General features: G+C 33.0%; 31 protein-coding genes and 1 pseudogene. 19 read left to right on the top strand and 13 right to left on the bottom strand.

The window, feature by feature from the left end; translation table 11 throughout:
• Positions 1-14: 14 nt before the first annotated feature.
• Positions 15-737: a deoxyribose-phosphate aldolase gene (gene deoC / locus FC72_RS08170; protein WP_057766629.1), complete on the bottom strand. Its 723-nt coding sequence runs from the start codon at positions 735-737 to the stop codon at positions 15-17.
• Between the two features lie 74 nt (positions 738-811).
• Positions 812-1,510 carry an EAL domain-containing protein gene (locus FC72_RS08165; protein ID WP_083480788.1) on the bottom strand — a complete coding sequence of 233 codons (699 nt, stop codon included), beginning with the start codon at positions 1,508-1,510 and terminating at the stop codon, positions 812-814.
• A 119-nt stretch (positions 1,511-1,629) separates the two neighbouring features.
• Between FC72_RS08165 and FC72_RS08160 the strand changes: the two genes are divergently transcribed.
• The gene (locus tag FC72_RS08160) at positions 1,630-2,364 is read left to right on the top strand and encodes a MerR family transcriptional regulator (protein ID WP_057766626.1); all 735 of its coding nucleotides are present in this window, start codon (positions 1,630-1,632) and stop codon (positions 2,362-2,364) included.
• 15 nt (positions 2,365-2,379) lie between these two features.
• On the opposite strand, the gene FC72_RS08155 is transcribed toward FC72_RS08160, so the two are convergent.
• From FC72_RS08155 to FC72_RS08145, 3 genes are read right to left on the bottom strand one after another with little or no spacing between them, the layout of a single operon-like run.
• Entirely contained in the window at positions 2,380-3,480 is a 1,101-nt protein-coding gene (locus tag FC72_RS08155; protein WP_057766624.1) for a zinc-ribbon domain-containing protein, read from the bottom strand.
• A complete protein-coding gene (locus FC72_RS08150; protein WP_057766622.1) occupies positions 3,470-4,288 on the bottom strand; it encodes an SGNH/GDSL hydrolase family protein in 819 nt (272 codons plus the stop codon). Before FC72_RS08150 ends, FC72_RS08155 begins: the two co-directional genes overlap by 11 nt.
• 2 nt (positions 4,289-4,290) lie before the next feature.
• Positions 4,291-5,253 carry a zinc ribbon domain-containing protein gene (locus tag FC72_RS08145; protein ID WP_057766620.1) on the bottom strand — a complete coding sequence of 321 codons (963 nt, stop codon included), beginning with the start codon at positions 5,251-5,253 and terminating at the stop codon, positions 4,291-4,293.
• 189 nt (positions 5,254-5,442) lie between these two features.
• Between FC72_RS08145 and rsmG the strand changes: the two genes are divergently transcribed.
• The 17 genes from rsmG to FC72_RS08065 all read left to right on the top strand — a co-directional run bounded on the left by rsmG (position 5,443) and on the right by FC72_RS08065 (position 19,598).
• Positions 5,443-6,168 carry a 16S rRNA (guanine(527)-N(7))-methyltransferase RsmG gene (rsmG, locus tag FC72_RS08140; protein ID WP_057766617.1) on the top strand — a complete coding sequence of 242 codons (726 nt, stop codon included), beginning with the start codon at positions 5,443-5,445 and terminating at the stop codon, positions 6,166-6,168.
• A gap of 86 nt (positions 6,169-6,254) precedes the next feature.
• Positions 6,255-7,031, top strand: coding sequence for a ParA family protein (locus FC72_RS08135; protein WP_057766615.1), 777 nt, complete (start codon positions 6,255-6,257; stop codon positions 7,029-7,031).
• The gene (locus tag FC72_RS08130; RefSeq protein ID WP_057766613.1) at positions 7,012-7,884 is read left to right on the top strand and encodes a ParB/RepB/Spo0J family partition protein; all 873 of its coding nucleotides are present in this window, start codon (positions 7,012-7,014) and stop codon (positions 7,882-7,884) included. Before FC72_RS08135 ends, FC72_RS08130 begins: the two co-directional genes overlap by 20 nt.
• Positions 7,885-7,894: 10 nt before the next feature.
• Positions 7,895-8,158, top strand: a complete 264-nt coding sequence (locus FC72_RS08125) for a DUF951 domain-containing protein (RefSeq protein ID WP_057766611.1) — start codon at positions 7,895-7,897, stop codon at positions 8,156-8,158.
• Positions 8,159-8,160: 2 nt separating this feature from the next.
• Positions 8,161-9,261, top strand: a complete 1,101-nt coding sequence (gene ychF / locus FC72_RS08120; RefSeq protein WP_057766609.1) for a redox-regulated ATPase YchF — start codon at positions 8,161-8,163, stop codon at positions 9,259-9,261.
• A 15-nt stretch (positions 9,262-9,276) separates the two neighbouring features.
• Complete coding sequence (locus FC72_RS08115; protein ID WP_057766607.1) at positions 9,277-10,020, top strand: DUF1129 family protein; 744 nt, start codon at positions 9,277-9,279, stop codon at positions 10,018-10,020.
• Between the two features lie 200 nt (positions 10,021-10,220).
• On the top strand, positions 10,221-10,346 hold the full coding sequence (locus FC72_RS11100) for a hypothetical protein (protein WP_268871664.1): 126 nt from the start codon (positions 10,221-10,223) through the stop codon (positions 10,344-10,346).
• A gap of 478 nt (positions 10,347-10,824) precedes the next feature.
• Entirely contained in the window at positions 10,825-11,511 is a 687-nt protein-coding gene (locus FC72_RS08110) for a response regulator transcription factor (protein ID WP_057766605.1), read from the top strand.
• A gap of 4 nt (positions 11,512-11,515) precedes the next feature.
• Positions 11,516-12,646 (top strand): sensor histidine kinase, encoded by a 1,131-nt coding sequence (locus FC72_RS08105; RefSeq protein ID WP_057766603.1) that lies wholly within the window; start codon positions 11,516-11,518, stop codon positions 12,644-12,646.
• A gap of 2 nt (positions 12,647-12,648) precedes the next feature.
• Positions 12,649-13,881, top strand: coding sequence for a D-alanyl-D-alanine carboxypeptidase family protein (locus FC72_RS08100; protein WP_057766601.1), 1,233 nt, complete (start codon positions 12,649-12,651; stop codon positions 13,879-13,881).
• Between the two features lie 21 nt (positions 13,882-13,902).
• Positions 13,903-15,417, top strand: coding sequence for a UDP-N-acetylmuramoyl-L-alanyl-D-glutamate--2,6-diaminopimelate ligase (locus tag FC72_RS08095; protein WP_057766599.1), 1,515 nt, complete (start codon positions 13,903-13,905; stop codon positions 15,415-15,417).
• A 4-nt stretch (positions 15,418-15,421) separates the two neighbouring features.
• Positions 15,422-16,156, top strand: a complete 735-nt coding sequence (locus FC72_RS08090; protein WP_057766598.1) for an aspartate/glutamate racemase family protein — start codon at positions 15,422-15,424, stop codon at positions 16,154-16,156.
• 70 nt (positions 16,157-16,226) lie between these two features.
• Entirely contained in the window at positions 16,227-16,778 is a 552-nt protein-coding gene (locus tag FC72_RS08085; RefSeq protein ID WP_057766596.1) for a YgdI/YgdR family lipoprotein, read from the top strand.
• Positions 16,779-16,981: 203 nt separating this feature from the next.
• On the top strand, positions 16,982-17,653 hold the full coding sequence (locus FC72_RS08080; RefSeq protein WP_057766594.1) for a metal ABC transporter ATP-binding protein: 672 nt from the start codon (positions 16,982-16,984) through the stop codon (positions 17,651-17,653).
• A 1-nt stretch (position 17,654) separates the two neighbouring features.
• Positions 17,655-18,452, top strand: coding sequence for a metal ABC transporter permease (locus tag FC72_RS08075; RefSeq protein ID WP_057766593.1), 798 nt, complete (start codon positions 17,655-17,657; stop codon positions 18,450-18,452).
• A 17-nt stretch (positions 18,453-18,469) separates the two neighbouring features.
• A complete protein-coding gene (locus FC72_RS08070) occupies positions 18,470-18,892 on the top strand; it encodes a GtrA family protein (protein ID WP_057766591.1) in 423 nt (140 codons plus the stop codon).
• A gap of 142 nt (positions 18,893-19,034) precedes the next feature.
• The gene (locus FC72_RS08065; protein WP_057766589.1) at positions 19,035-19,598 is read left to right on the top strand and encodes a hypothetical protein; all 564 of its coding nucleotides are present in this window, start codon (positions 19,035-19,037) and stop codon (positions 19,596-19,598) included.
• Positions 19,599-19,785: 187 nt separating this feature from the next.
• Here FC72_RS08065 and scrK read toward each other — a convergent pair.
• The 4 genes and pseudogenes from scrK to FC72_RS08045 all read right to left on the bottom strand — a co-directional run bounded on the left by scrK (position 19,786) and on the right by FC72_RS08045 (position 23,316).
• Positions 19,786-20,658: pseudogene (scrK, locus tag FC72_RS08060) on the bottom strand (fructokinase ScrK).
• A gap of 21 nt (positions 20,659-20,679) precedes the next feature.
• Complete coding sequence (locus FC72_RS08055) at positions 20,680-21,198, bottom strand: helix-turn-helix domain-containing protein (protein WP_057766587.1); 519 nt, start codon at positions 21,196-21,198, stop codon at positions 20,680-20,682.
• A 111-nt stretch (positions 21,199-21,309) separates the two neighbouring features.
• Positions 21,310-22,917: a putative polysaccharide biosynthesis protein gene (locus tag FC72_RS08050; RefSeq protein ID WP_057766586.1), complete on the bottom strand. Its 1,608-nt coding sequence runs from the start codon at positions 22,915-22,917 to the stop codon at positions 21,310-21,312.
• Positions 22,918-22,947: 30 nt separating this feature from the next.
• Positions 22,948-23,316 (bottom strand): DUF1304 domain-containing protein, encoded by a 369-nt coding sequence (locus FC72_RS08045; protein ID WP_057766584.1) that lies wholly within the window; start codon positions 23,314-23,316, stop codon positions 22,948-22,950.
• 178 nt (positions 23,317-23,494) lie between these two features.
• Between FC72_RS08045 and FC72_RS08040 the strand changes: the two genes are divergently transcribed.
• Positions 23,495-24,049, top strand: coding sequence for a TetR/AcrR family transcriptional regulator (locus FC72_RS08040; RefSeq protein WP_235805165.1), 555 nt, complete (start codon positions 23,495-23,497; stop codon positions 24,047-24,049).
• Between the two features lie 321 nt (positions 24,050-24,370).
• Here FC72_RS08040 and FC72_RS08030 read toward each other — a convergent pair whose 3' ends face one another.
• The 4 genes from FC72_RS08030 to FC72_RS08015 form a co-directional block, all read right to left on the bottom strand.
• The gene (locus tag FC72_RS08030; protein WP_057766578.1) at positions 24,371-24,667 is read right to left on the bottom strand and encodes a nucleoside triphosphate pyrophosphohydrolase; all 297 of its coding nucleotides are present in this window, start codon (positions 24,665-24,667) and stop codon (positions 24,371-24,373) included.
• 68 nt (positions 24,668-24,735) lie between these two features.
• Positions 24,736-24,939: a helix-turn-helix domain-containing protein gene (locus FC72_RS08025; protein WP_057766577.1), complete on the bottom strand. Its 204-nt coding sequence runs from the start codon at positions 24,937-24,939 to the stop codon at positions 24,736-24,738.
• Positions 24,936-25,412 (bottom strand): DUF2975 domain-containing protein, encoded by a 477-nt coding sequence (locus FC72_RS08020; RefSeq protein WP_057766575.1) that lies wholly within the window; start codon positions 25,410-25,412, stop codon positions 24,936-24,938. Before FC72_RS08020 ends, FC72_RS08025 begins: the two co-directional genes overlap by 4 nt.
• 12 nt (positions 25,413-25,424) lie before the next feature.
• A complete protein-coding gene (locus FC72_RS08015) occupies positions 25,425-25,901 on the bottom strand; it encodes a DUF2975 domain-containing protein (RefSeq protein ID WP_057766573.1) in 477 nt (158 codons plus the stop codon).
• Between the last annotated feature and the right edge of the window lie 171 nt (positions 25,902-26,072).

Raw genomic sequence — 26,072 nt, 5'->3', positions numbered from 1 at the left:
TGATTGAACTTTTTTTAACGTCCGATTTTAATTGAATCAACATCGTCATCTTTCATATGTTGTTTCAAGGCATTAATGATTTTAACACCGCTACTGGTACCGATTCTGTCAGCACCAGCTGAGATCATGGCCAAGAAGTCATCAGAATTTCTAATTCCGCCAGCAGCTTTGACTAAAACATCATCTTCGACGATGGATTTCATAAGTTTAACGTCTTCAACTTTGGCTCCGCTAGGGCCAAAACCGGTTGATGTTTTAATAAAATCTGGTCTAACTTTCTTAGCTATTTTAGCTACTTCAGCAATTTCTTCATCAGTTAAATAAGTGTTTTCAAAGATGACCTTGATTAAGACAGAATTACTATGACAAAGCTCAACCATTTCTGACATCTCTTTTTCGATGTAATCGTAATTTTTATTTTTAAGTTCAGTAATATTTATAACGTAATCAATTTCATTTGCACCATTGTCGATGGCATTTTTAGTATCGAATAGTTTTGATTCGATTGTAGTTTGGCCTAAAGGAAAACTGATTGCAGCACCAATATCGATGTCAGTATCTTTTAATTGTTCATAACATGTTTTGGATTGAACTTGATTTATTGCTACCATTTTAAAATGGTATTCTTTAGCCTCATCACAAAGTTTGATCATATCCTCATCAGAAGCATATGCATGTAAATTTGTGTGATCGATCATTCGTGCTAGATCATCTAACGTATATTTTTTTATTATCATTATTTCCCTCCGGTAAAACGTTTACATAACCATTTAATTATAAAAAAAACAACAGTTGAATAGCAACTGTTGTTTTAAACTAAACTAGGCTTTCCATAAAGGTAACCTTGTTGAATATTAATACCGAATTTTTCTGCCAATGTTTGGTCGGAATGATCTTCTACACCTTCCAAAATCATGTTGAGACAATACTTTTTGGCTTGTTTTACCCAAAAAGAAAGACATTCAGGAATCTTTTCAGCTTCACCAGCCATACGAAGATTTTGCATGGCAAACTTGATTTGATCTACATAGGGTAGTAGATGTTTTACATTTTTATAAGTATTAGATCCTGTTCCGACATCGTCAATAACTAGATCAATATCATATTGATGTAACATCGTACTTAAATCCTTTATTTCCGATAAGGTGGGTGCTTCAGTTAGTTCAATCGTTAGAGCAGCCGGGTTAATTCTTTTTTTGAGCGTAATAATTGCGCCAATAGTTAGTGGATCATTAGCTTGTTTGTTATTAAGGTTGAAAGCTATAACTATATTTTTAGTAGCTGTATGTAAAATGCTAGATGTTTTTTCGATCAAAGCGGTTTGTTCATTGATTGGTAGGGCTGTAAAATCGCTAGGAACATACCAATTTCCCTTGTCATCTTGCTTACGAAGTAAAACTTCATACCCGAAAATTGAATTCTTTTTTTGATCTATTTGTGGTTGTACGAAAAATTTATACGTAGTATTTCCTCCTTTCCTATCTAATGGTTGGTCTAGTAACTTAAGTATACTGTAGAATTATAATAAAGGAATTTCAATTTTTAAAAATTATAACGAGTCCATAACGACAAAAAACTTGCTCATGACCTTAGAGCATAGGGTATAAAGAGGTTAAGGAGGTGAGATCTATGTCATATACAACAGGTGAAATTGCAAAAGCTGGTAAGGTGTCTGTAAAAACTATTCAGTTTTATGATAAGAAAAATTTGCTGAATCCTTCTTCCAGAACAGAAAATGGTCGCCGTTTATATAATGACCAAGACTTAAAAAAATTGAAATTGATTTTGCTCTTAAAAAGTATGGGTCTAACTTTAGATTCTATTCGACAGATACTAGTAAAAAGCAACTCTAGTAAGATTTTAACTCTTTTATTAGATGAACAGGAAAAAAAGCTTAAAAATGAATTGAATGAGGCACATCTGCAAATAAAAATTATCGAGAAAATGAAAAAGAGCCTTCCAAGCTTGGATAATTTCTCTATAAAATCAATAGATGATATAGATTACATTATGGAAAACAAAAAATCTTTACGTAAGTTACATATTAAAATTTTAGGTTTTGGCTTGATCCTTGATGTCATTGAGATAGGAACTTTAATTGTATCTTTGTTAACAGGTAATTGGATTTGGTTTGGTTTAGGGATGGTATTAGTTGTCATTGCAGCTGTTATTCTGACTAAAGTCTATTATCAAAATACTAATTATATTTGCCCTAACTGTAATACGGAATTCAAACCAAGTTTTAAACAGTCATTCTTCGCAAAGCACAATCTAAAAACTAGAAAATTAACGTGTCCAAATTGCGGTAAAAAGGATTTTTGTGTTGAAGTTTACGATAAAAATAAAGCCGGATCATATAATTGATCCGACTTTATTTTTTTATCTATACCATGTCATGTGGTTTGAATTTAACTCAAGTGAATCATCGTCTAATGTATAAGTTGCTGTCCAACCAGGACCTGACTTACCGTCTTCATAGTAAGTTATAGATACTTGATCACCATGCCATGAATTAACTTTATAAGTACCAGTCTTATCATCTAGGCTATATGTACCGTCGTCGTTGAAGGTTACTGTAGATGTGTCATTAGTCCATGATCCAAGGAAAGTTTCATCATCGTCTGAAGGCTCATAGTATTCGTCCTCATCATCTTTACTTGGAGTATAAGTTCTGCGGCTACTGCGACTAGTTCTTGCTGGTTGTTCAGTTGTTGATACATCGTCTTCATCGTCATCGGAAATATTAGCCTCGTTAATAGTGTACTCATCAGCCTCACCAGCGACTGGAACTATGACTTGTTTAGTTTTTTTGCCACTTACTGAAACTTTGTATAAACCAGGAATACGTTTTGATAATTTGTATTCGCCATCGTCATTTCTAGATGAAATTGATTTTCCATTTAATTTGAATGATGGATTATCAATGTTTGTTTCAATTTCAATTGCTTGTTTAACAATTACAATTTTGTATTTAGGGAAGAGACCCAGATATTTTCCAACTTCGGCTACTTTGAAGTTAGTCGATTGACTATCTTTTAAAATAGAGTTTTTTACTTGTTCACTAGTAGAGCTATCTTTAATATACAAATTGCTTAATGGCTTTAGATCAGACTCAGAAATTTTACTACCACTTTCTGTTACCGCAGCAGACGCCATTCTTGAGGTAACGCCACTAGTCATATTGTCAGACAATACTTGCGATTGACGAGATTTACTAAAATACCAGTTACCTCCTAAATATGCTGCTATCAAGATAACAACTACTAAGATAATAGGTATCAAAGGAGATTTCTTCTTGTTGTGAGTTATTGGAGTGTTTTGTTGAGTCTGTTGATGATTTTCAGTTTGCTTTGGTTGTGTAATTGAATCCTCTTTATTATTTTCACGATATTGTTTTAAAGCATATCCACAGTTTTGACAAAAATCATCTGACTTAGATACTGGTTTACCACAATTAGGGCAAAATTCTTTATCGTTCATAAGTACCCTCCTGATTTAATTTTTGGTTCAAAAGTTCAGCAATTTTATCGTGTCCTAATTGATTAGGATGGAAGTTATCTCTAGTCAAATAATCTGAAAAATCACTAATAGTTTTTCCGGCTGGGCCCGTTACATTATCGTTATTTTCCCAGATGGTTGATAGATCGGCGACGGGTAAGTTATTTTCCTTAGCAATTTTATAAACTATTTGGTCAAATTGCTTATCATCTTGAGCGTGCTCACCGCCTTTAGGCGACCAAGTTGTCATCAAAATAATTTGTGCATGGGTTCTTTCTTTAAGTGTATCGACGATTTTGTTCATGGAAACCTCATATGCGTTTAATGCGCTAGTTGTTGCTCCCCCAGCAGCATCATTAGTTCCAAATTCGACTGTAACAATATCAGGATCTTTTTCTACAATACTATTCACCTGATAGACACCGAAGTTAGAAGCTGTTTTTCCAACTACTGAAATGCCATCTTCAGATACTTTTTTACCAGTGGCATTTTCAATATCTTTAGTGAATAAAGTTGTAAAACGTGTTGCCTTACTGTCGGCAAAAAGTCCTACAGATAAAGAATCACCTAATGGTGCATAAATTAACTTCTTTTTTGATGAGTTCTTTAGCGTATCTGCCACTGTTTTAATTTTTGCTTCCTTTTTTACTTTTTTACTTTTATATTTTTTGACTACCTTTGAATCTTGCGAGTGTTTTTCGCTTTTATTAGTACATGCAGTGATGAATGTAACGCTAGAAATAATTAATGACATTAATAAAATGATATTAATAAAAGTTTTTTTCTTCATAGTTAGGCCTTCTTAGACTTTCCCAATCGAATCAAAGAGATTATTACAAGTACAATTGAGGCAATCAATCCCAAGTAAAAACCGGAACCTAAAAATGTAGAGATAATAGCATAATCGGAATCGCCATTTTTTATTTTGAAATATACAAATAGATAAATTAAAGTTGGTAAAACGCCTGATACTAATTGAATTGGAATTTCGTAGTTTTTGATAAACTTTGAAATAATGGCTAGGAAAACACAGAAAATAATTATGTAGATTCCCCATTTCAGTTCTGACAAGCCACGTATAACATCAGTCATTTCTTTTGTACTATAGTCTTTGTAATAAGCTGATAGAATGCTTGATAGTTTGGATGTCAATGTACCAAGTTTAAATAGTGAGATATTGCCATTATTGAAAAGGTCATTAAAATGACTCATTATCCCAGAAGTAAATACATCTGAATCGGCAAGTTTAAAAATATCGGTTAAATCTAAAATTGGTAATTTGAAAACAGCAATCACATTAGAACCATATGCCAATATCTCTAATAGCAAGAGATTATTATTTTTTTGACTTTTTAATGGGATAATTCCCTCTAATGTTTTGTTGAGTTCTATTTCTTTAGCAGTTTTATTGTTCTTTGAATAAAGATATAGGATCCCAAAAATCCCCAAAATAAAAATAATAATTCCAATATCAGTATTGAAACAATAGATCAATGCAGACAGTAAAACAAAGATGAATATAAGTGCTGGATTATTATTAAAAAATCCCAGAATAGGACTCGTCTTTTTTTCCTGTACTACTTCCTTATGACTTTGACTATTTTCATCAACCGTTTTAGTTTCATTAGATACAGAAACTTTTTTTGTATCATTTGTACTTTCTGATTTTTGATCAACGGTAGTTAAATTAAAGCCACACTTGTTACAAAATTTCTGGTCACCCTTAATAGGTGCCCCGCAATTTGGACACTTCATGTAGATCCCCCCCTAAAAAATAATAATAACTATCAATATCGTATCAAAGTTTTGTTCAAAATTTCATAAAAAATCCAATATTCAGGATGATTTTACACTTTTAAAATGGATAACTATCATTGAATTTGTTTGAGGAATAATATACGATTAACAAGTGTGAAACAAGTGTTTCACGAGTGGAGGATTTAAATGAAACCGGAAGAATTTTATCAGGCATTATCACAAAAAGGTATTGAGTTAAGTGACAAACAAAAAGAACAATTCCAAATTTATTTTCATGAATTAGTTGAAACTAATAAAGTAATGAATTTAACGTCAATAACAGAAGAATCACAAGTATACTTAAAACATTTTTATGATTCTTTAGTCTTAGGATTTGTAGACGACAAAATCTTAACTGACGAATTATCACTTTGTGATATCGGTTCAGGGGCTGGTTTCCCCTCGATACCATTAAAAATAGTTAACCCTAAATTAAAGATAACAATGATTGATTCTTTGAATAAACGAATTAAGTTTTTGAATAATTTAGCTGGGAAATTAGACTTAACAGGTATTAATTTAGTACATGGTCGTGCTGAAGAGCTTGGTAAAAATAAACTTTATCGTGAAAACTACGATGTTGTAACGGCTCGCGCTGTGTCAGCCATGAATGTTTTAACGGAGTTATGTCTACCATTTGTTAAAGTTGGTGGAAAGTTTATTGCTATGAAATCTGAAAAAGCACCTGAAGAATTGAGTGAAGCTAAATATGCTATTAGTCTTTTAGGTGGTAAAGTTACAGATCAAAAATCATTTGAATTGCCAAATGACGAAGGTATTAGAAACTTTATTTTTGTTGAAAAGACTAAAGTGACACCAAAAAAATATCCTAGAAAGCCAGGTACTCCGGCTAGAAAACCACTCGTTGGATAATCATTAATTCTAAAAGTTACCTATTAAAATGATAGAATTAATAAATGTTAAACAATCTTTTGAAGATTGGAGAATAGGGGAATAAAATGGCACGAAAAATATCTGTCGCAAACCAAAAGGGTGGTGTAGGAAAAACAACAACTACTATCAACCTTGGTGCATGTTTGGCTGATCTTGGCCAAAAAGTTTTGATTATTGATACTGATCCTCAGGGAAATGCTACAAGTGGATTAGGTATTAAAAAGGCTCACGTTGAAAAAGATATTTATGATGTTTTAGTCAACGAATATCCTTTAGCTAAAACTATTATTCATTCAAAACATCCAAATCTTGATATTGTTCCAGCTACGATTCAGCTTGCTGGTGCTGAAATGGAACTTACAACTATGATGGCTCGTGAAACTAGATTGAGATCCGGAATAGAAGAGGTTGATGACAAATACGATATTATTTTGATCGATTGTCCACCTTCTTTAGGACAACTATCAACTAATGCCTTTACTGCAAGTGATTCAATCATTATTCCAGTACAAAGTGAATATTATGCTTTGGAGGGATTGAGTCAGTTGTTGAACACAATTCGTTTGGTTCAAAAACATTTTAATAATAATTTAGCAATTGAGGGTGTTTTGCTAACAATGTTGGATGCTAGAACAAACCTAGGTGCCCAAGTTGTAGGAGAAGTAAAATCTTACTTTGGGGACCGTGTTTATAAGGCAATCGTACCTAGAAATACTAGATTAGCTGAGGCACCAAGTTATGGCTTACCAATCGTTGATTTTGATGATAAATCACGTGGAGCTGAGGCATATCGTGACCTAGCTAAGGAGGTGTTAAAACGTAATGGCATCAAACAAAAATAAAAAAGGCTTAGGTAAGGGCATCGATGCAATATTTTCTGAATTTGAAGCAATCGATGAAAATAGTGAAACAGTTGTAGATCTTTCACTTGAGGATATTAGACCCAATCCTTACCAACCTAGAAAAACATTTGATGAGCACGCTTTAAATGAACTAGCTAGATCAATTCAACAAAATGGTGTTTTCCAACCAATCATTGTTCGTGAAAGTGTTAATGGATTTGAAATTATAGCTGGGGAACGCCGTTTTAGAGCAAGTAAAATTGCTGAGCAAAAAACAATTCCAGCCATAATTCGTCCCTTAAGTGAATCAGGGATGATGGAAATCGCTGTTTTGGAGAATCTTCAAAGAGAAGATCTAACTCCTCTAGAAGAAGCAGATGCATATCAAACTCTAATTACTAAACTTAATTTGACCCAAGAGCAAGTATCTCAACGCTTAGGTAAAAGTCGTCCATATATTGCCAATTATTTAAGATTGTTAAATTTGCCACCTGCAACTAAAAAGTTAGTTCAAAATGGTGATTTATCAATGGGGCAAGCTAGGACATTATTGAGTTTAAAAGATAAAGATCAAATTGATAAATTAGCAAAAAAAGCTGTCAGTGAAGACTTAACGGTTCGTCAATTGGAACAATTAGCAACAGAGACGAAACATGACAGTAAAAAGAGGAAAAAAACTGTTTCAACAAAATCTCCATATATCAGAGCCACAGAAGAAAAATTGGTAGAAAAGTTCGATACTCCAGTATCAGTTAGAGAAAGCCGTAAGGGCAGTGGTAAACTAGAAATTGATTTTTCTAATACTAAAGATTTGAATAGAATCTTAGATCTATTAGGGATCAAGTTAGATTAGAGGAGACAGCATGTATAATTTAGGAGACGTTATAACGATGAAAAAGCCTCATGCTTGTGGGGAAAATCGTTGGGAAGTCATTCGTATGGGTGCGGATATCAAAGTGAAATGTCTTGGTTGCGGACATATCGTGATGATTCCACGCGGTGAATTTAAAACTAAATTTAAGAAGGTTTTGACTAATGCAGATCAAGTTGATCCTTCAAAAGAACAATTTTATTTAAAACAAACACAAATTGCACAACCAAATATCAATAGAAATGAGGAATTTTAACAATGGCTCTTACTGCCGGAATCGTCGGTTTACCAAACGTTGGAAAGTCGACATTATTTAATGCCATCACAAAAGCGGGTGCGGAGATGGCTAATTATCCATTTGCTACTATCGATCCTAATGTGGGAATGGTTGAAGTACCTGACAAACGTTTAGCAAGAATTGATGAAGTTATTCCTGCTAAGAAAATTATCCATACAACTTTTGAATTTACAGATATTGCCGGAATCGTAAAAGGCGCTAGTAAAGGTGAGGGACTTGGTAATAAGTTCTTGGAAAATATTCGTCAAGTAGATGCGATCGTTCATGTTGTTCGTGCATTTGATGATGACAATATTACTAGTGTTACTGGTAAAGTTGACCCTCTAGAAGATATTGAAACTATCAATATGGAATTGAGTATTGCTGACCTTGATAGTGTTAACAAGCGTTATACAAAAGTAGAAAAACAAGCTAGAAGTAAAGATAAAGAAGCTATTGCTGAATTTGAAGTTCTTAAAAAGATCAAACCTGTCCTTGAAGAAGGCGTTTCAGTTCGTGAGATTGAATTCAATGAAGAAGAGCAAAAAATTGTTAAAGGTCTATTCCTATTAACTTCTAAACCAGTTTTGTATGTTGCTAATATCGCTGAAGATGACATGTCAGATCCTGAAAGTTCAAAATACTTTAAGGTAATTGAAGATTTCGCTAAGAAAGAAAACGCTGAAGTAATTGGTGTTTCTGCTAAGACTGAAGAAGAAATAGCCGAATTAGATGACGATGATAGAAGAGACTTTCTTGAAGCTGAAGGTGTTAGTGAATCAGGTCTTGATAAGTTGATCAAAGCTAGTTATAAACTATTAGGTCTAAGAACTTTCTTCACTGCTGGTGGTAAAGAAACTCGTGCTTGGACTTTCCATAAAGGTATGAAAGCACCACAAGTTGCTGGTATTATTCACTCTGACTTTGAACGTGGATTTATTCGAGCAGAAGTAATGTCCTTTAAAGATCTTGATGATTGTGGAAGTAGTGCAGCTGTTAAAGAAGCCGGTAAATTAAGACTTGAAGGTAAAGATTACGAAGTACAAGATGGGGATATTATTGAATTCCGCTTTAATGTCTAGCCAGGGGGAGAATTAATGTCAGACGATATAAGAAAGAAGAATCAAAAGGCAGCAGTTAAACAGAAAGAAAAGGCTGCTAAACAAGAAAAACAAGAATTAACTAAAGAAAAAATTCAAAGTACTAGTATTGAAGATTTACGCAAAAATCTAACAAATAAAAATGAAGAATACGTTTTTAAATTAAATAAGAAGTTGATCGAGGGTGGATTCACTGAAGATGAAGCCAAAGAATCAGTCGATAATTTGATTAGAGAAATTGTTGAAAATCAAATTATTGGTGTTCCTGCTAATCAATTGTATGGACCTGTAACAAAAAAAGCTGGAGACATTGCTCATCCAGTTAAACCTAAGAAAAAGACTCCATACTGGGCATTAGGTATTGATACATCATTGTTATTCTTAACGATGTTTGGATTACTTTATGGCGTGGTTGCTTTGACTAATAAGAAACAACCAACAAATCAAACTGGGATTTTAACACTTTTGATTTTGTCATTCCTATGGGGTTATTTATTGACTTGGTTCAATATGCAGATGAGAAAACCAAAGAACGAAAGACCAGGTTGGTTAGTAACCATTGGATACTTAGTTGCCGGTCTTGCCATGATGATGGTCTTCTTAGGATTAGCTCAAGCAATCCCAACTGTTATTAATCCTTCACTAGATGGTATTGGATACTTAATTGTTGCTGCAGTAGCATTTGGTGCAAGATTTGTTTACCGTAAATTAATGGATATTCATGAGAGAAGCTTCTTCTAAAAATTAGCACTTTAAATAATTTGTGCTAAAATAGAGGTGATCGGATGTATGAATTACAGAAAGAACAGGCGTCAACGCTGACTAGCAATATAGTTAACGCCAACTAGTATGGACAATCTTACATACCGCTACCTATTTTCCTTCTCTATAACTCATATTTAAGGTCTTTAAAAGACGTAAATATATGGAGGTTTTAGATTATGAAAAAGTTAGATAAAGCTGAAAAGAAGAGATTAAGCAAGTTGGCTGCATCAAAGGTCAACAGCAAGGGTGCTGACATTAAGAAGTCATCATTCAAGGAATGGATGTCAGACGCTGAACACTAGAAAATTAAAAAAGAAAGTGTGACAAAAGGCGGTCTGCCACCGGAACATAGTCTAGAATCACGAATGATTGGTACTATCAATCATTTGTGGTTCGTAACTATGTGGTGGTTGCAGCCTTTTGTTACACGTTTAGGCTATAAAAAAGTTCGGAAATGTAAAAGGGGCTGTGACATATGTCACAACCCTTTTTATTTTGTCCTGAAGAATTGAATAATACTATATAAAGCAAAACCACTACATGATATTTTCAATATTTCTGAAATTAAGATGAATTTATTACTGGTTAAGCCAGGATTATTTTTTGTTTCCCACTGAACGAGTGCTAAAATTGCAAGCGAGAAAATAAAGATAAGAATAAAACGGATTCTTTTTTTTAAATAATTCATTTACTATTCCTTTGTTTTTCTAAGTTAGTAATACATTAACATAATATTGTATAATAACACTATATTGTAAATTTCACTGTGAGGTTTGTCTTATGAAAATTTTGGTCGTTGATGATGATAAAGAAATCGTAGAATTACTAAGTATCTACATTAAAAATGAGGGTTATGAACCCGTTACGGCCTATTCTGGACAAGAGGCTTTAGATGCATTAAGAGATCATAGTGACATTTCATTAATGATTTTGGATATTATGATGCCAGAGCTTGATGGTATTGAGGTCGTTAAACGAGTTAGAAAAGATTCTCAAATACCAATAATTATTGTTTCTGCAAAGACTACTGATATGGATAAGATTCAAGGACTTATAACTGGTGCTGATGATTATGTAACTAAGCCATTTAATCCTTTGGAAATTATGGCTAGAGTTAGATCGTTACTTCGTAGAAGCCAACAATTATCTGCTAAGAATGTTCCAGATAAATTGGAAATAGGTCCGATTACAATCTATAAAGATTCCCATGAAGTTGTAACATCATCAGGTAGTAAAGTACAATTAACAGCACTTGAATTTGGTGTTTTATACTTACTAGCAAGTCATCCTAATAAAGTATTTTCAGCAAATGAAATTTTTGAACGAGTTTGGAAACAAGAAAGTGTTGTTTCTGCCAAAACAGTAATGGTTCACGTTAGCCACTTGCGTGATAAGTTAGAAGAAGCCACCGACGGAGAAAAGGTTATTGAGACTGTTTGGGGCGTTGGTTATAAGGTGGAGGTTTAGTTCCTTGAATAAGAAAATAAAATTAACTAGTAAAGAAAAAGGTGTCCTCCTAGCAGAAGGAATAGGCACCTTTCTTTTATTTCAAATAGTAAATGCAATTTTGATCGTTATATCAGAATTGTTCTTTAGTCATCAGAATTTTAGTGATATTAGTAGTGTGTTAAAAGTGTTAAGTTCAGACCTAACCCACTCCACCTTTTGGGGTATTTGGTTCTTTTTAGCAATCGTAATTATTATAGAGTTGGCCGTTTCAATTAATGTAGCGGTTAAAACATATCAACAATATGAAGTGCATAAAGTTGAAAAACTATTAGAAACGATTGCTGGAGGTCAGTTGGACCAAAGTATTGATTTAACTGTTAATAAAAAGTTGCAAGGAATCGTTAACAGTATAAATTTATTGATTTCTAATACTAATCAACATATTGAAGAACAAAAACGTTCTGAGAAAAGTAAAGATGAACTTATTACTAATGTTAGTCACGACATTAGAACGCCTCTAACATCTATTATTGGTTATCTTGGATTGATTGAAAGTAATAATTACCAAGATATTGAACAAATCTTGAAATATACACATGTTGCTTATAAAAAATCATTGGAAATGCAAAATTTAGTAAATTCACTATTTGAGTACGCCAATGTTCAGCATGCAACAAGTAAGCTTAATCTCACCCATTTTGATATGGTTCAAATGTTGGAGCAGTTGTCTGCTGATTTTGAGTTGGAGGCAAATAAGCGTAATATCAAAATAATTGTAGATTCAAAACCTAAAAAAATTATGATGAATGGTGATACCGAAAAACTGGGTAGAACCTTTAATAATTTAATTACGAATGCATTTAAATATGGAGCTGGTGCTACGGAGCTTTATTTGAGTGCAACAAAGAAAAAAAATGAAGTGGTTGTGACGGTGGCTAATAATGGTCGTCCAATTCCTAAAGAGTCTCTTCCTAATCTATTTGAACGCTTCTATCGAGTCGAAGATTCACGTTCTAAAAAAACTGGCGGAACAGGTTTAGGATTAGCTATTGCCAAAAGTATGATCGAAATGCATGGCGGAACTATTACAGCAACTTCAGATAAGAAATTGACTTCGTTTACGATTCATTTTCCATTAATTAGTGAGGAATAAGTATGAACAAATTTTTTAAAAGGTTCTTGATTGTTTTATCAGTTGTAATTTTAGTATTACCAGTAGTTAATTTAAAAAATGTTAAAGCAGTTGAGGAACCAGAAATTGATGCAAGCGCCGTTATGGCGTTTGATTCTAATACCGGTCAAATCATTTATCAAAAAAATGCTGAAAAGAAAGTTGCCATAGGTTCAATTACCAAGATAATTACTCTATATCTAGTTACTGAGGCTATTAAAGATGGAAAGTTAAAAGAGTCTGATCAATTAACTCCGACACCTGAACAAGCTGAAATGACGCAAAGTGATGAATTAACTAATGTGCGTTTAGATACTGATAAGGCTTATACAGTTAAAGATCTTTATAATGCCGCTTGGATAGTATCTTCTAATTCAGCCGCTATGATGTTGGCTCAAAAGGTTTCAGGTGATCAGGCAAGTTTCGTTAAATTGATGCGTAAAACTCTTAGAAGTTGGGGCATTAAAGATGCAGAAATAAATAACGCTTCAGGACTAAATAATAGTGACCTTAAAGAAGGTATGTATCTAGGGCAAAATAATGCTGAAAATAAACTGTCAGTAAACGATATTGCTATTATTGTTAAGCATATTTTGAATAAATATCCTGAAATATTAAAGACTACTTCAAAGCAAAGTTTTATCTTCCCGGAGGGTAGTGAGACTAAGACTTATACTTCACTTAACTTGTTGTTAAATGGTAACCGTGATTACCAAGAAGGCTATGAATTCGATGGTCTAAAAACTGGAACTACTGAGCAAGCAGGTGACTCTTTTGTTGGTACGCTGCCAATGGGAAATAGCCGAATCGTAACTATCGTTATGGATGCTGGTGGTGATGATAGTGATTTAGATAAGAGATTTCGAGCTACGCAAAATTTGGCTAAATACGTTAAAGATAACTTTGTTAACAAAAAGGTATTAACTAAAAATCAAAAAATAACAGTTACAAATAAGAAGCATAAATATATAAATGAAAACGATGTGTATATGTGGCTTCCTGAGGATTTCAATGAGAATTCATTAAGCTATAATGTATCTAAGACCGATTTAGGATTTAAAACTAAGGAAAATAAAAAGACTGTTAAGTTAATAGCGACAAATAGTCAAAATGGATATTTACCTTATCCTAAAGAGGAAGTAATTATAAAGAAAATCAAGAAGGTTCAAAAGTCTTTATGGCATCAAATTACTGAGTTTTTTGAGAATTTATTTTAGAGGCAGGTTGAGGGCAATATAATGAGTTTAAGAGTAGATAAAGCTATTAGTTTATTAAAAGAACATGACTTGTTAGTTTCTAGTCAGATCAGTGATGATAAAGAGGTTGTAACTAATATCAGTTATAATTCTAAAGAAGATCAAACTGATGGAATCTTTTTCTGTAAAGGTAATAATTTTAAAGCAGAATATCTTCAACAAGCATTAACTAAAGGTGTAAAAGTTTATGTAGCAGAAAAGGAATATGACAAAGAAGTAGATCATATAATCGTTAATAATATTCAAAAAGCATTAGCATTATTAAGTGCTGCATATTTTGGCAACCCTGAAAACGACTTATTCATTATTGCTTTCACAGGTACAAAGGGTAAAACTACAACATCATATTTTACTTACTATATGCTAAAGCGTGCTTTTCCAGATCAAGTAGCACTATTTTCAACTGTTGATAGAATCGTTGGTCCAAAACCTGAAGATAAGTTTAAATCAGATTTAACAACTCCTGAATCATTAGATTTATTTAGAGATATGCATCGAGCAGTGCAAAACGGTGCTAAGTATTTAGTGATGGAAGTATCTTCACAGGCATATAAGAAAGACCGTGTTTACGGCTTAACATTTGATATTGGTGGATTTTTGAATATTACTCCCGATCATATTGGTGAAAATGAACATCCAACCTTTGCCGATTACTTATATTGTAAGAAGCAACTGTTGATAAACTCTAAGGTAAATATTATTAATCGTCAGACAAATGAATTTGAAATTGTACACGCAGCCGCAAAAGAGACTAGTTCAGATTATCAGATTTATTTATTTGGACGTAAAGATGCTGATGTAAATATCACAAGTAAAGAAACAACTTTAAGTGATAGCATATTTGAATTAAATGCTACGGATAAAAAAGCAGAAGAACTAGATTTAAATGGTGAATATAAATTAGGTCTAGTTGGTGACTTTAATGAACTAAATGCTGCTGCCGCTATTATTGCAGCAAGAATTGCTAAGGTCGATCACAAAGATATTGTCGAAGGTTTAAGAAGTGCAAGAGTTCCAGGTAGAATGGAACATATCAATACAAAGAATCACGGAACTATTTTTGTGGATTATGCACATAATTATGCTAGTATGAAAGCTCTACTAGGATTTCTACGTGAAGAATATCCTAAGTCTAAAATTAAGGTAGTTGTTGGTAGTCCTGGTAATAAGGGAGTATCACGTCGTGAAGGTTTTGCTAAGGCATTGACGGAATCAGCAGATGCAGCAATTTTAACAACTGATGATCCAGCCTTTGAGGACCCAGCTGATATTTGTCGTCAAATTGATGAAAAGATAGATCATTCAAAAGTTGACGTCAAGACGATTATTGACCGTCCAAGTGCAATTCGTGAAATGATTGAAACAAGTAGCGGTGATGATATTGTTGTTTTGGCCGCTAAAGGAGACGATCCATATCAAAAGATTAAAGGTGTAGATGTTCCTTACCCAACTGACACGGTAATTGCCAAAGGTATTTTGAAAGATATCGAGGGATAATAATATGAAAAAATTCTTTACAGTTATTGGTGGAATGGGAACTCTTGCAACTGAGAGTTATATCCATTTGCTAAATCAAAGAACAGAAGCTAAAAAAGACCAAGATTACTTGGATTATATTATTGTAAATCATGCCACTGTACCCGATCGTACAGAACATATACTGGATAATAGTAAGCCTAGTTTTTTACCACCTTTACTAGAGGATATTGAGCAACAAAGTAAACTTGATCCAGCATTTATGGTGATAATCTGTAATACGGCTCATTATTACTATAAAGAGCTTCAGGCAGCTACTAATATTCCATTGATCCATATGCCTCATATGGCTGTGTCAGTTATGAAAAATAAGTATCCTAATGCTCGAGTAGGATTGATTGCTACAAAGGGTACAATTGCTGACCACATTTATGAAGATGAGATAAAAGAAGCTGGGTTTGAATACTCTTTAGGTGATAAAGCTATTCAAGATGAAGTTGAAAGTTTGATTTATGATGATATTAAAGAAAAAGGCACAGTAGATGCAGACAAATATCATTATATTTTAAAAACTATGCATGATAAGTTTAACTGTGATGTGATAGTTTTGGGATGTACAGAATTGTCTTATGCACAAGAAAAAGCGCCTAACCATGACTATAATGTTATAGATGCTCAAAGTATTATCGTTGATAAGTCTATCGAATATTCTAGAAAAATCAGAAATGGTGAAAAAATCGATTTTGATAAGATTTATTAATGTTTAATGTTAATTGTTGAAATAAAATCTGCCTCTTAGATACAATATACCTAACAGGGAGGTACCCAAAATGTTCAAAAAATTATCACTAGCAGCTACAGTTCTTGCAGCCCTATCATTAGCCGGCTGTGCTAGTCAACAATCTGCTAGTACTTCAGATTCGAATACAAAGTCATCTAAGACATCTAGTTCTACTCCAAAGAAAGCTACTAAAAAAGCAGCAGTAAGAAGTAGTGCACCGGCATCCAATTTAGGATCCTCATCAAATAGTAATGCTAATAACAGTAGTACTGATGATCAAACTCAATCAGATAACGGTAGTAACGCATCAAATTCAAGTACAGATTCTAATACTAATAGTAATAACTCTAATAATAATCAGACAACACAATCAGATAGCCAAAGCTCTGTAAATATAACGACTGCTGATCAAGCAACCGCATATTTAGGAAATGCATTGGCATCTAAATATGATCGTTCTACAACACAGTATGTTTCAAATGGTAAAATAACTTGGAATAATGTTGCAGGCTATCAAGTTAATGTTTATAGTAAGGATTCTGATTCACCATTAGGTAGTTATTTAGTACCTGCAAATGGACAATATTTCCAAATTTGGTAACAGATTCATTTGCTATAATTTAAATAATCAGATAATATGCATAGGGCATAGTATGTCCTCAAATGTTAGAGGCTGTGACATACGTCACAGCCTCATTTTGCATTTCCGAACTTTTATGGCCTAAACGTGTAACAAAAAGCTGCAACCTCTACGTAGCCTTTTGTCACACTCTATATTACTTTTTTATAGAAAGGGAAAATTCAGTGATCGAAGCAAAAAATCTAGAGAAAAGATTTGGAAAACAATTAGTTTTTAAAGATGTTAATTTTAAAATAAACGATGGTGAGTTTATTAGTCTTATCGGACATAATGGTTCTGGTAAAACAACATTGGTTAAAATTATGATGGGGCTTGAGAAAAAAAGTGGTGGCGAAATCATAATTGATAAGAAACAAACTATTGGTTATGTACCGCAATTTAGAAATATTGACTTAGATTATCCATTGGATATCGAACAGTTTGTTCGCTTAAATTTAAAATGGAAATTAAGCCCTACTAAGCGTCGAGAAGACAATAAGTTAGTTAATGAAATTCTTGAAAAGACTCATTTAACTGAACTAAAAAATCGTCCTTTAGGTTTAGCTTCTGGTGGTGAAAAGCAAAAAGCTTATTTGGCACAATCACTCTTAAATGATCCTAAAGTTTTAATTCTTGATGAATCAACAGCTAGTTTGGATGTTGAAGTAAAAATGCAATTGATGGATCTAGTTCAGGAGTTAAATAAGAAGTTTAAGTTAACTGTTATTTTTATTACGCACGATTATGAATTATCAAAGAAATATACTAATAGAGCTTTGTTCTTTGCAAATAAGACTATTAAACCAATTAGTATTGATGATGTATCAGAAGACATGTTTGAGTTAGGTGGTAGATAAGATGTTTGGTTATGAATTTATGCGAGAGGCTTTTATAGCTAGTACTTTCATCGCTATAACGGCTGGAATAGTTGGAGTATTTGTAGTTTCAAGAAATATGTCATTCTTATCACACACTCTTTCAGAAATTGGTTTTGCTGGTGCTTCATTTGGAGTTTTGATTGGTATCTCTCCTTTGGCAGGGATGATTTTATTTACTATGGTAAGTTCGATTGCCGTTGGTAGTTTAAGTACTGAGTCATCAAGAAGAGAAGCTTCTATCAGTACTATCTCTTCTTTATTTATTGGTTTGGGAATTCTATTTCTATCATTGTCATCTCAATCTAGTAGCTATGCGACGAATATTTTATTCGGTAGTATCGTTGGGATCAGTTCTAAAGAAGTACAACAATTAATGATTTTAGCTGTTGTTGTTATTTTTATTATTTTGCTATTTTATAAATCATTGGCATTTGATTCCTTTGATCATATTGGAGCTAGTGCAGCTGGTCTAAAGACAAGATTCTTATCAGTAGCGTTTTTGATCACACTTGCACTTAGTGTAAGTATTGGATCGCAAATAGTTGGATCAATGTTAGTCTTTGTTTTATTGACATTACCTGGTGCAACAGCAAGATATTTGGTACACTCAGTGCCAAAGTTGATTATGGTATCAGTTGGTTTATCTTTAGCAGGTGTTTGGTTGGGATTGTACCTAGCTTTTATTACTAATTGGCCTGTAACGTTCTTTATTTCGTCATTTGAGGTGATTGTTTACTTCTTAGGACTAAGTTATAAGAATTGGAAATTAAACCACTAGGAGAACTGAGAATAACTATGGAAGAATTATGGAATAAATATAAAGATACAATACCTTATTTGTTTTTTGGTGTTTTAACAACAGTTGTTAATATTGTAGGATTTTGGTTTTTTAATTATGTCACTGGTCTAAACTATCAAATTGCTAATGTGATCGCATATTTCTTATCAGTTGTGTTCGCATATGTCACTAATAAGTTGTGGGTATTCGACTCGCATACTGATACAATGAAGGCTTTTTTGATAGAGATGGGATCGTTTTTCTTATTCCGTGGTGGATCATGGGTGATCGATCAAGGAACAATGACGATAGGTGTGTCATTGCTGCATATGAATGATTTGATCGTTAAATTCATTGCAAATGTGGTCGTGGTCATCTTGAACTATATTTTTAGTAAGTTTATTATTTTTAGAAAAAAAGAAAAATTGGACGGAAAGTAAATTTCGTATAAAAGAACGTGCTACTTTGGTAGTGCGTTTTTTATATGGAATTTATTGCTGACAATAAAAACAATTATTGAATAAGGGTATGTTTTATCATATATTTAAAGAAGTATAAATGAGGAATATGGGGGATTTATTTATGAAAAAACTACTAAAAAGTCTTTTAGTAGCAGGATTTGCTGCAGTTTCATTTGCTGCTGTAAGTAATGTTAATGATGTGTCTGCTGGTGGGGTTACAACTACTAGAATATTGACACGTATGTATAACAAACAAGGTGACTTAGTTATGAATAGGGCACTTGCCGCAAATACACCATGGAGAGTTGGATATTTTAGAGTTATTAATGGCTCTTTGATGTACCAAGTTTCTACCAATGAATTTGTCAGAGCATTTTCCGTAGATTATGAGCCAGAATCTTGGTCTGTATCTATAGATGATTTGTTTGGTAAGTGGCAAGCAGAAGATGGTACGAGTTATACTTTCATGTCGAATGGTCATAATAGAAAAGGTAATGTATCTATTACTAAGAATGGTAAGACCACAGAAGGAACTTTCGAATTTAATCCATACGGGGGAGATCAAATCGAAATAGCATTATATTCAGATGAAGGATACAATGCATCTTGGATCAGATACTGTACATTAAATGGCGACAAATTGACGTTTAATAATGAAGAATATTCTGCTTATAGAGTTTATTAATTAAAAGAGTGCCACAAAAGGCGGTCTGCCACCGGAACATAGCCTAGAGCCACGAATGATTGGCACCATCAATCATTTGTGGTTCGTGGCTATGTGGAGGTTGCAGCCTTTTGTGACACGTTTAGGCTATAAACATTGAAAAATATGAAAAGGAGACTGTGCCATATGGCATAGTCTCCTTTTTTCCTTATACTTGCATTTCACGAATTGCTAAAGCAAAATCGCCAAGAGTTGCGGATCCATTATTTTTAACTAATGGCATCGTAATGTATTTATCTAAATCTGGAACTTCAACGTAATTATTCAATAATTCTTTAAATTGTGTACGAACTTTTACTAAAAATTCTTCACTGACAACTCCACCGCCAAAGACTATTTTTTCTGGACGGAGTATCAAGGTTGCTTGAAGAGCAGCTTGAGCCACGTAATAGGCCATAATATCCCATGTGTGATCGGATAGAGGCACGTCTTTACCAGGTTTACCTAATCTAGCATCAAACGTTGGACCAGCAACCAGACCTTCTAAACAATCACCGTGAAAAGGACAAATTCCCTTGAAGTTTAAATCATCGGGATGACGTTTCAATAATACATGTCCCATTTCAGGGTGTCCCATACTACCAACAAATTTACCCTCAGAAATTGCACCAGCTCCGACGCCAGTTCCTATTGTGTAATAAACTAGGGAGTCGATTTTCTCATTGGATAAAGTGGACATAACATATTCACCATAAGCTGATCCATTAACATCAGTTGTCCAAAACATAGGAACATCCAGTTCTTTTTTAAGAGTGCCGATGAAATCAGTATCTTTCCACCCAGGTTTGGGAGTTTATGTTATGAAACCATATTTTGGTGAGCTTTTTCGTAATTCTATAGGTCCAAATGACGCTATTCCTAATGCCTCGATATCAAATTTTTTAAAGTAATCAATTGATTTTTGTAAAGTTTCTTCAGGTGTAGTTGTTGGAAAATGAACACTATCTTTTATTCGATAGTCTTCATCACCAACTGCACAAACAAATTTCGTTCCACCTGCTTCGATACTACCAACTAACATAAAATGTTTCCTCCTTGTATTTTAGTATTTAACCATAATTATCATAATAATACTGATGATAACCATAATTATTCCTCCCAAAATCCATTTAACGGTACTTTTAATTAAATCACTTTCAGATTTATTTTCTAATTTGTTAATTTTATCTAAAAAATATATTATTGCAAATACATTACTACCTCCGCCAATCAAGGCAGAATAATAAACAGGTTTAGCCAAATCTCCGTATAATCCAGTAGTAGAAATTATAAAAAAGAACGCTAAGAATGTTACGAAAGTGCACATTAAATATTTGTGCATTGTTTTAAGTTGAATTTGTTTTTTGATGTTACTAACAACTATAGAATTATTCAGTAATAAGTCATCTAAGGAAATGTCATATAATTTTGCTAAACGTATTAGACTATCGATATCAGGAGTATTTTTACCAGTTTCCCAATTAGTAATGGATCGTTTTGAAACATAAAGAGATTTGGCCAGTTCTTCTTGAGTAAGATTCATTTCTTTACGTTTATTTTTTAATAAATCGCTTATTTCCATGAGTATCTCCTAAATATATTTACTTTTAATTTACATAAATAAATTCAAATTTGCTATAGAAAATCATTTCCATTCGTTATAACGAAAAAAAATAAGCCGTAAGGCTTATTTTTAATATATTTCTGTTCCACGAATTTCTTTGATAACTTTAAGAGAACCATCTTTATATACTAAGAATCCATATACGATAATACCTAAAATGGCACAAATTACAATGATTATTGTAGCTCCAATTTTAGTGTTGCTGTTGATAAATTGAGTTAGTAGGAAATCTGCTCCATAAACGACGATCAACATAACAACAGAATCGAAAACAATCTTTAGCAACTTAATAGCCAGCGTTTTATCTACGATACTATACTGCTTATTAATAAGCCTAAATGCAAAATGTCCCATGATCATGAAGGCAACAGTTGTGGCTACGACAGGTCCAAAGGCTCCCATATAAATAGTTAAAGGATATTGAAGAATGACCTTTATTAGATATGCTAGTGCCAAGTAGATCATTGAAGTTTTAGTTCGTCCGTCTACTTGTAAAACATTTTCCAAAATCATAAAAATACAATAGAAAAATGCTTCCGCACAAGACACTATCAATATTTGTGTACCTAAAGTATCCGTTCCGTAGAAAACTGTCCAAAGTTGACTACCAATTCCAATCATACCGAATGCTGCCGGTAAGATGATGAAAATTGTAAATTGAACAATGTTTCTTAATAATTTTTGAATATCCTTTTGTTTAGCTTTACGACTTATTAGTGCAGATAGCGCAGGAATAATCGTTGCTGAAACAGAGATAGCTAGTGATACCAAAACCATGATCAGCTTATTTGCCTGGAATCCAAACATAGCATATAAGTTATCAACGGTACGTTGACTAGCGTGAATAACGTTTTGATATATCCAAACAAAACTAGTTTGATCAAAAAGTTGTAAGACAGTCATTATTGTATCAACTAGTAAAAATGGAATTGCTGATTTTAACATTGAGCCAAAATTCACTTTAGTTAATTGACTATCAGGCACTTCAGCAGCCGTTTTAACATCTTCTGCAGGTATTGATTTACGCACACGATGTCTCATCCAGATCAAAAAGGCATAGGCTAAAGTGGCTCCAATAAATGAAGCAAAGGTAGACTGATTAACAGCACTCATGTAGCTGCCTTTTTGTAGGACCATAATAGTGTATGTTGCATAAAGCATGTAGGCAACACGTGCAATTTGTTCAATTACTTGTGAGAAGGCCGAAAATGAAATAAAGGCATATCCCTGAATGTAACCACGCATAATTCCTAAAGCAGGAATTATTAAAATAGCTATACTTAAGTATTTTGTTGGAGTAATGACACGCATGTCACCAGCTGCGAAAATAATTGCCACATACTTTGCTCCAAAGAACATAAATCCGGCTAGAACTATACCAACTAAGGTCATGTATAGAGTATATTTTTTTAGTAATTTTTCACTTTGATCATAACGACCTAATGCATTGTGAGCTGCGACTTCTTTTGATATAGCAGACGGGATCCCCGCTGTAGCTATGATCAAGAATAAGTTGTAGATGTTATAGACCTTTCCGTATAGGGCATTGGCGGCACCTAGTGCAAGTGGACCAATCCAAATATTCCATGGAATGATATAAACAACTGCTAAAATTCTTGAAAAAATTCCGCTGATCGAAATCCAGAGCGAACTCTTAAGTAGTGAATCTTTTTTCATTGAAAGTACCCATTTCTGTAATAAAAGTTTCTAGTAGAAAATTGCAACTAGAACTAGAGCGATAAGTGCAGGTAATCCTTGTAAGAACAGGATTTTTTTAGTTGCAGTAAATGCACCATACACTGCAACGATAATGATATAGGCCATCAATAAAATTAAAATAGTCTTTAAAACTGCTCCAGTAAATAAGAGAATCATAGCCAAAATGAGAATACCTAGCATTCCGTTATAAATTCCTTGATTAGATAAAGCAATTTGCGCATTTTTTTGTTTAACGAAGTCTAATGGCATATCAAAAGCTTCAGCCTGTGTTTTTGCTGGAGCAAAAATTTCAAGTACCGCAATGCCGATATGTTCAACAGCAACTAACGCTACTATAAAAAGTGTCAATATTTCCATATTGAATATCTCCTTTAAATATAATTAATATCTTAAACTGTTTTGTGAATTGATACAATAATTCCTTGATTTTTCAATGTATACCAATTTGTAGAAAATTGTTTTTTAACAAATAAAATTATGATATTCTTATCTTTGAGAAGGTTTCCTATAAATAAACTCTGCAGGGGATAATATCATGAATACAACAAAGGCGTCTTTAGCTAATGCATTAATGAGTATCCTTAAAACCAAGCCATTCAATAAAATCACGGTGAAAAACGTCGTTGATGAATGTGGATTAACTAGACAAACATTTTATAACCATTTTGGTGATATGTATGAGCTAGTCGAATGGACATGTCTGCAGGCTATCAAGGAATCACTCCATGATAACTGTGATTATGATCACTGGCAAAAAGGTCTATACAAGTTGATGCTGGCAATTAAAGAAAATTCATTACTAGTGAACAATATGCAACGATCTGAGAACCGAGATATATTGGTTAAGTATATCTATAAAATAATTAATAACTATGTGATAACAGTTGTCGAAAAACAATCCTATGGACTAAATGTTAGTCAAGAAGACAAAAGTTTTGTCGCACATTTTTATAGTTTAGCTTTCATTGCCACTATCGTTGAATGGATCAAAGACGATATGAAAGCTGATCCAGAAGAAATATCAAAGAATATTGGAATATTACTGAAAGGTAATTTCCGAAGTGATTTAGAAAAATACGTTAAGTCTTAAATAATTTATCATTTTTTACAAATTGGTAAATTTGTAAATTGTATAAAACTATATATAGATTTATTGTATATATATAGGGCAGGGCAATGGAAGCGCTCATATCTTTTGACAAGCAAGGTATGAAAATTTTCTCATTGGGTAACACCGGCTCTAAAATCACTTTCTCTTTTCTGATTATGGTATTAATAAACAGCGCATCACCCGCATCTAATATCTTACACACCATAAATTTATAATTTCATAATTCTATCTTTAAAGATGTGCTGTTTTTCAATACCTTGTGCCAAATAGGACCTAAGACTCAGTCTTAGGTCCTATTTTTTATATACTCATGGCAATTTTCTTATCAAACTTGCCTCGTTGAATGATTTTAGATTGTCTTATGCTATCCATTTCCTCATATGTAATCGATGCGTCAGTTAAAATAGCGCGTAAAACTTCCTCGAGATCCCCTAATTCCTCGACAAGATTAGCGCGAGAGTTAGCAGCTTTTACTTCGGTTGCTTCTTCGACTAATTTCTCTCGTAGCGATGTGCGGTAGTCATCGTTTGATAAAATATCAAATGATCCATCTTCTTTAACTATGTCAGGTATTTTATCGCGAACCAATTTTTTCATAAAAAATTCCCCCTCAATTGGTATGTGTAATGAATATTACCATTAAGTTAGAAATTCTACAAAATTGGTTAGTCCACTCGATACTCCAAAATATCGCCAGGTTGACAGTTTAAAACTTCACATATTTTAGACAGGGTGGAGAATCTGACAGCTTTTGCCTTTCCATTTTTTAAAATGGACAAATTGGCCATAGTTAATACCACTTTTTCTGATAATTCAGTTAAAGACATTTTCCTTTTAGCTAAGATGACATCTAAATTTATTACAATCATATTGTTAACTCGTTTTCTATTTGAAATTTAAAAACATTTAGACAAATTTTTTCAAGTATGTTAGCAAATACACCAATAGTTGCTCCTAGACCAATTAGAAAAATATTTACAAAAAATGCTCCAGGCGCGCATCCCGCGTCAGTCATTACCGTAACACTTGGAATTAATAATGTGTAAATGGCCGCTATTATAAAGGCTATTTTTTTTATTTTATTTAGTGCAAATATGCCAGAATTTGAAAAAATACGATTTTTATCGATGAGGTAAAGTAATCTCCAAGTAAAGAAAATAATCAAATATGCGCCTAAGGCAGATGTATAAGTACCTGTTCCAAAAATGATAGTAAGTAATGGATCTATTTTTACTTGATTCATAAATATTATGACAGCTGGAAACATGAAGATACAGATAATGCTTAAGAAGAATATCAAAAAACAGAGTGAAAATCGCATAAAAACTGTTAATTTTTTCATAGTTTTCTCCTACTAAATGGTCAAATCATTTTCTGACTTTATTTTTATAGCTTGGCTTAAAAGCTTTTGTAGCATACTGGCAAATAGTGCAATAACCAGAGCAGCACCAGCAAAAACTATACCGATTACGACAACTCCAGGTGCATCATCTTTGTCGGCGAAAAGATAGAAAAATGGTAATTCAACAATATAAATTAAGAAGGCAAGATAGGCAGATAATTTTATATTTTTAAGGTTTTTAACTGATAAATTGGAGAAAGCTTCATTTTTGTCTATTAAATGTAGTAGCTTTAAAGCTTGGTACAAAATGATAAAAAATAATAACGCTGTAAAATAAAGACCTGATCCAAACACCCAATTATAAAGTGTATTATGCATAAGATTATTAGCACCAATAAGATGATGTGGAATAACAATAATGCAAATGGCTGCCATTATTAAGGCCATGATGTAAACTGTTAAACGAAGAAAAATGGTTTCTCTTTTCATATGGGATCTCCTAATATTTTGAAATCATTATACCATTTAATTATCGATTATCGATAATTAATTATTGATAGTAAATAAAAAGGCTAGAAAACTATAAGTTTTCTAGCCAATAAATTTGGTTCTACACTTTCTGGTATTGATGAATAAAATCAATACCAGTTTTTTTGTATC

Source organism: Companilactobacillus tucceti DSM 20183, assembly GCF_001434665.1.
Lineage (GTDB): Bacteria > Bacillota > Bacilli > Lactobacillales > Lactobacillaceae > Companilactobacillus > Companilactobacillus tucceti.
Note: the sequence above shows the minus strand (reverse complement) of the source record. Positions and strands in the feature narration are given on the sequence as shown.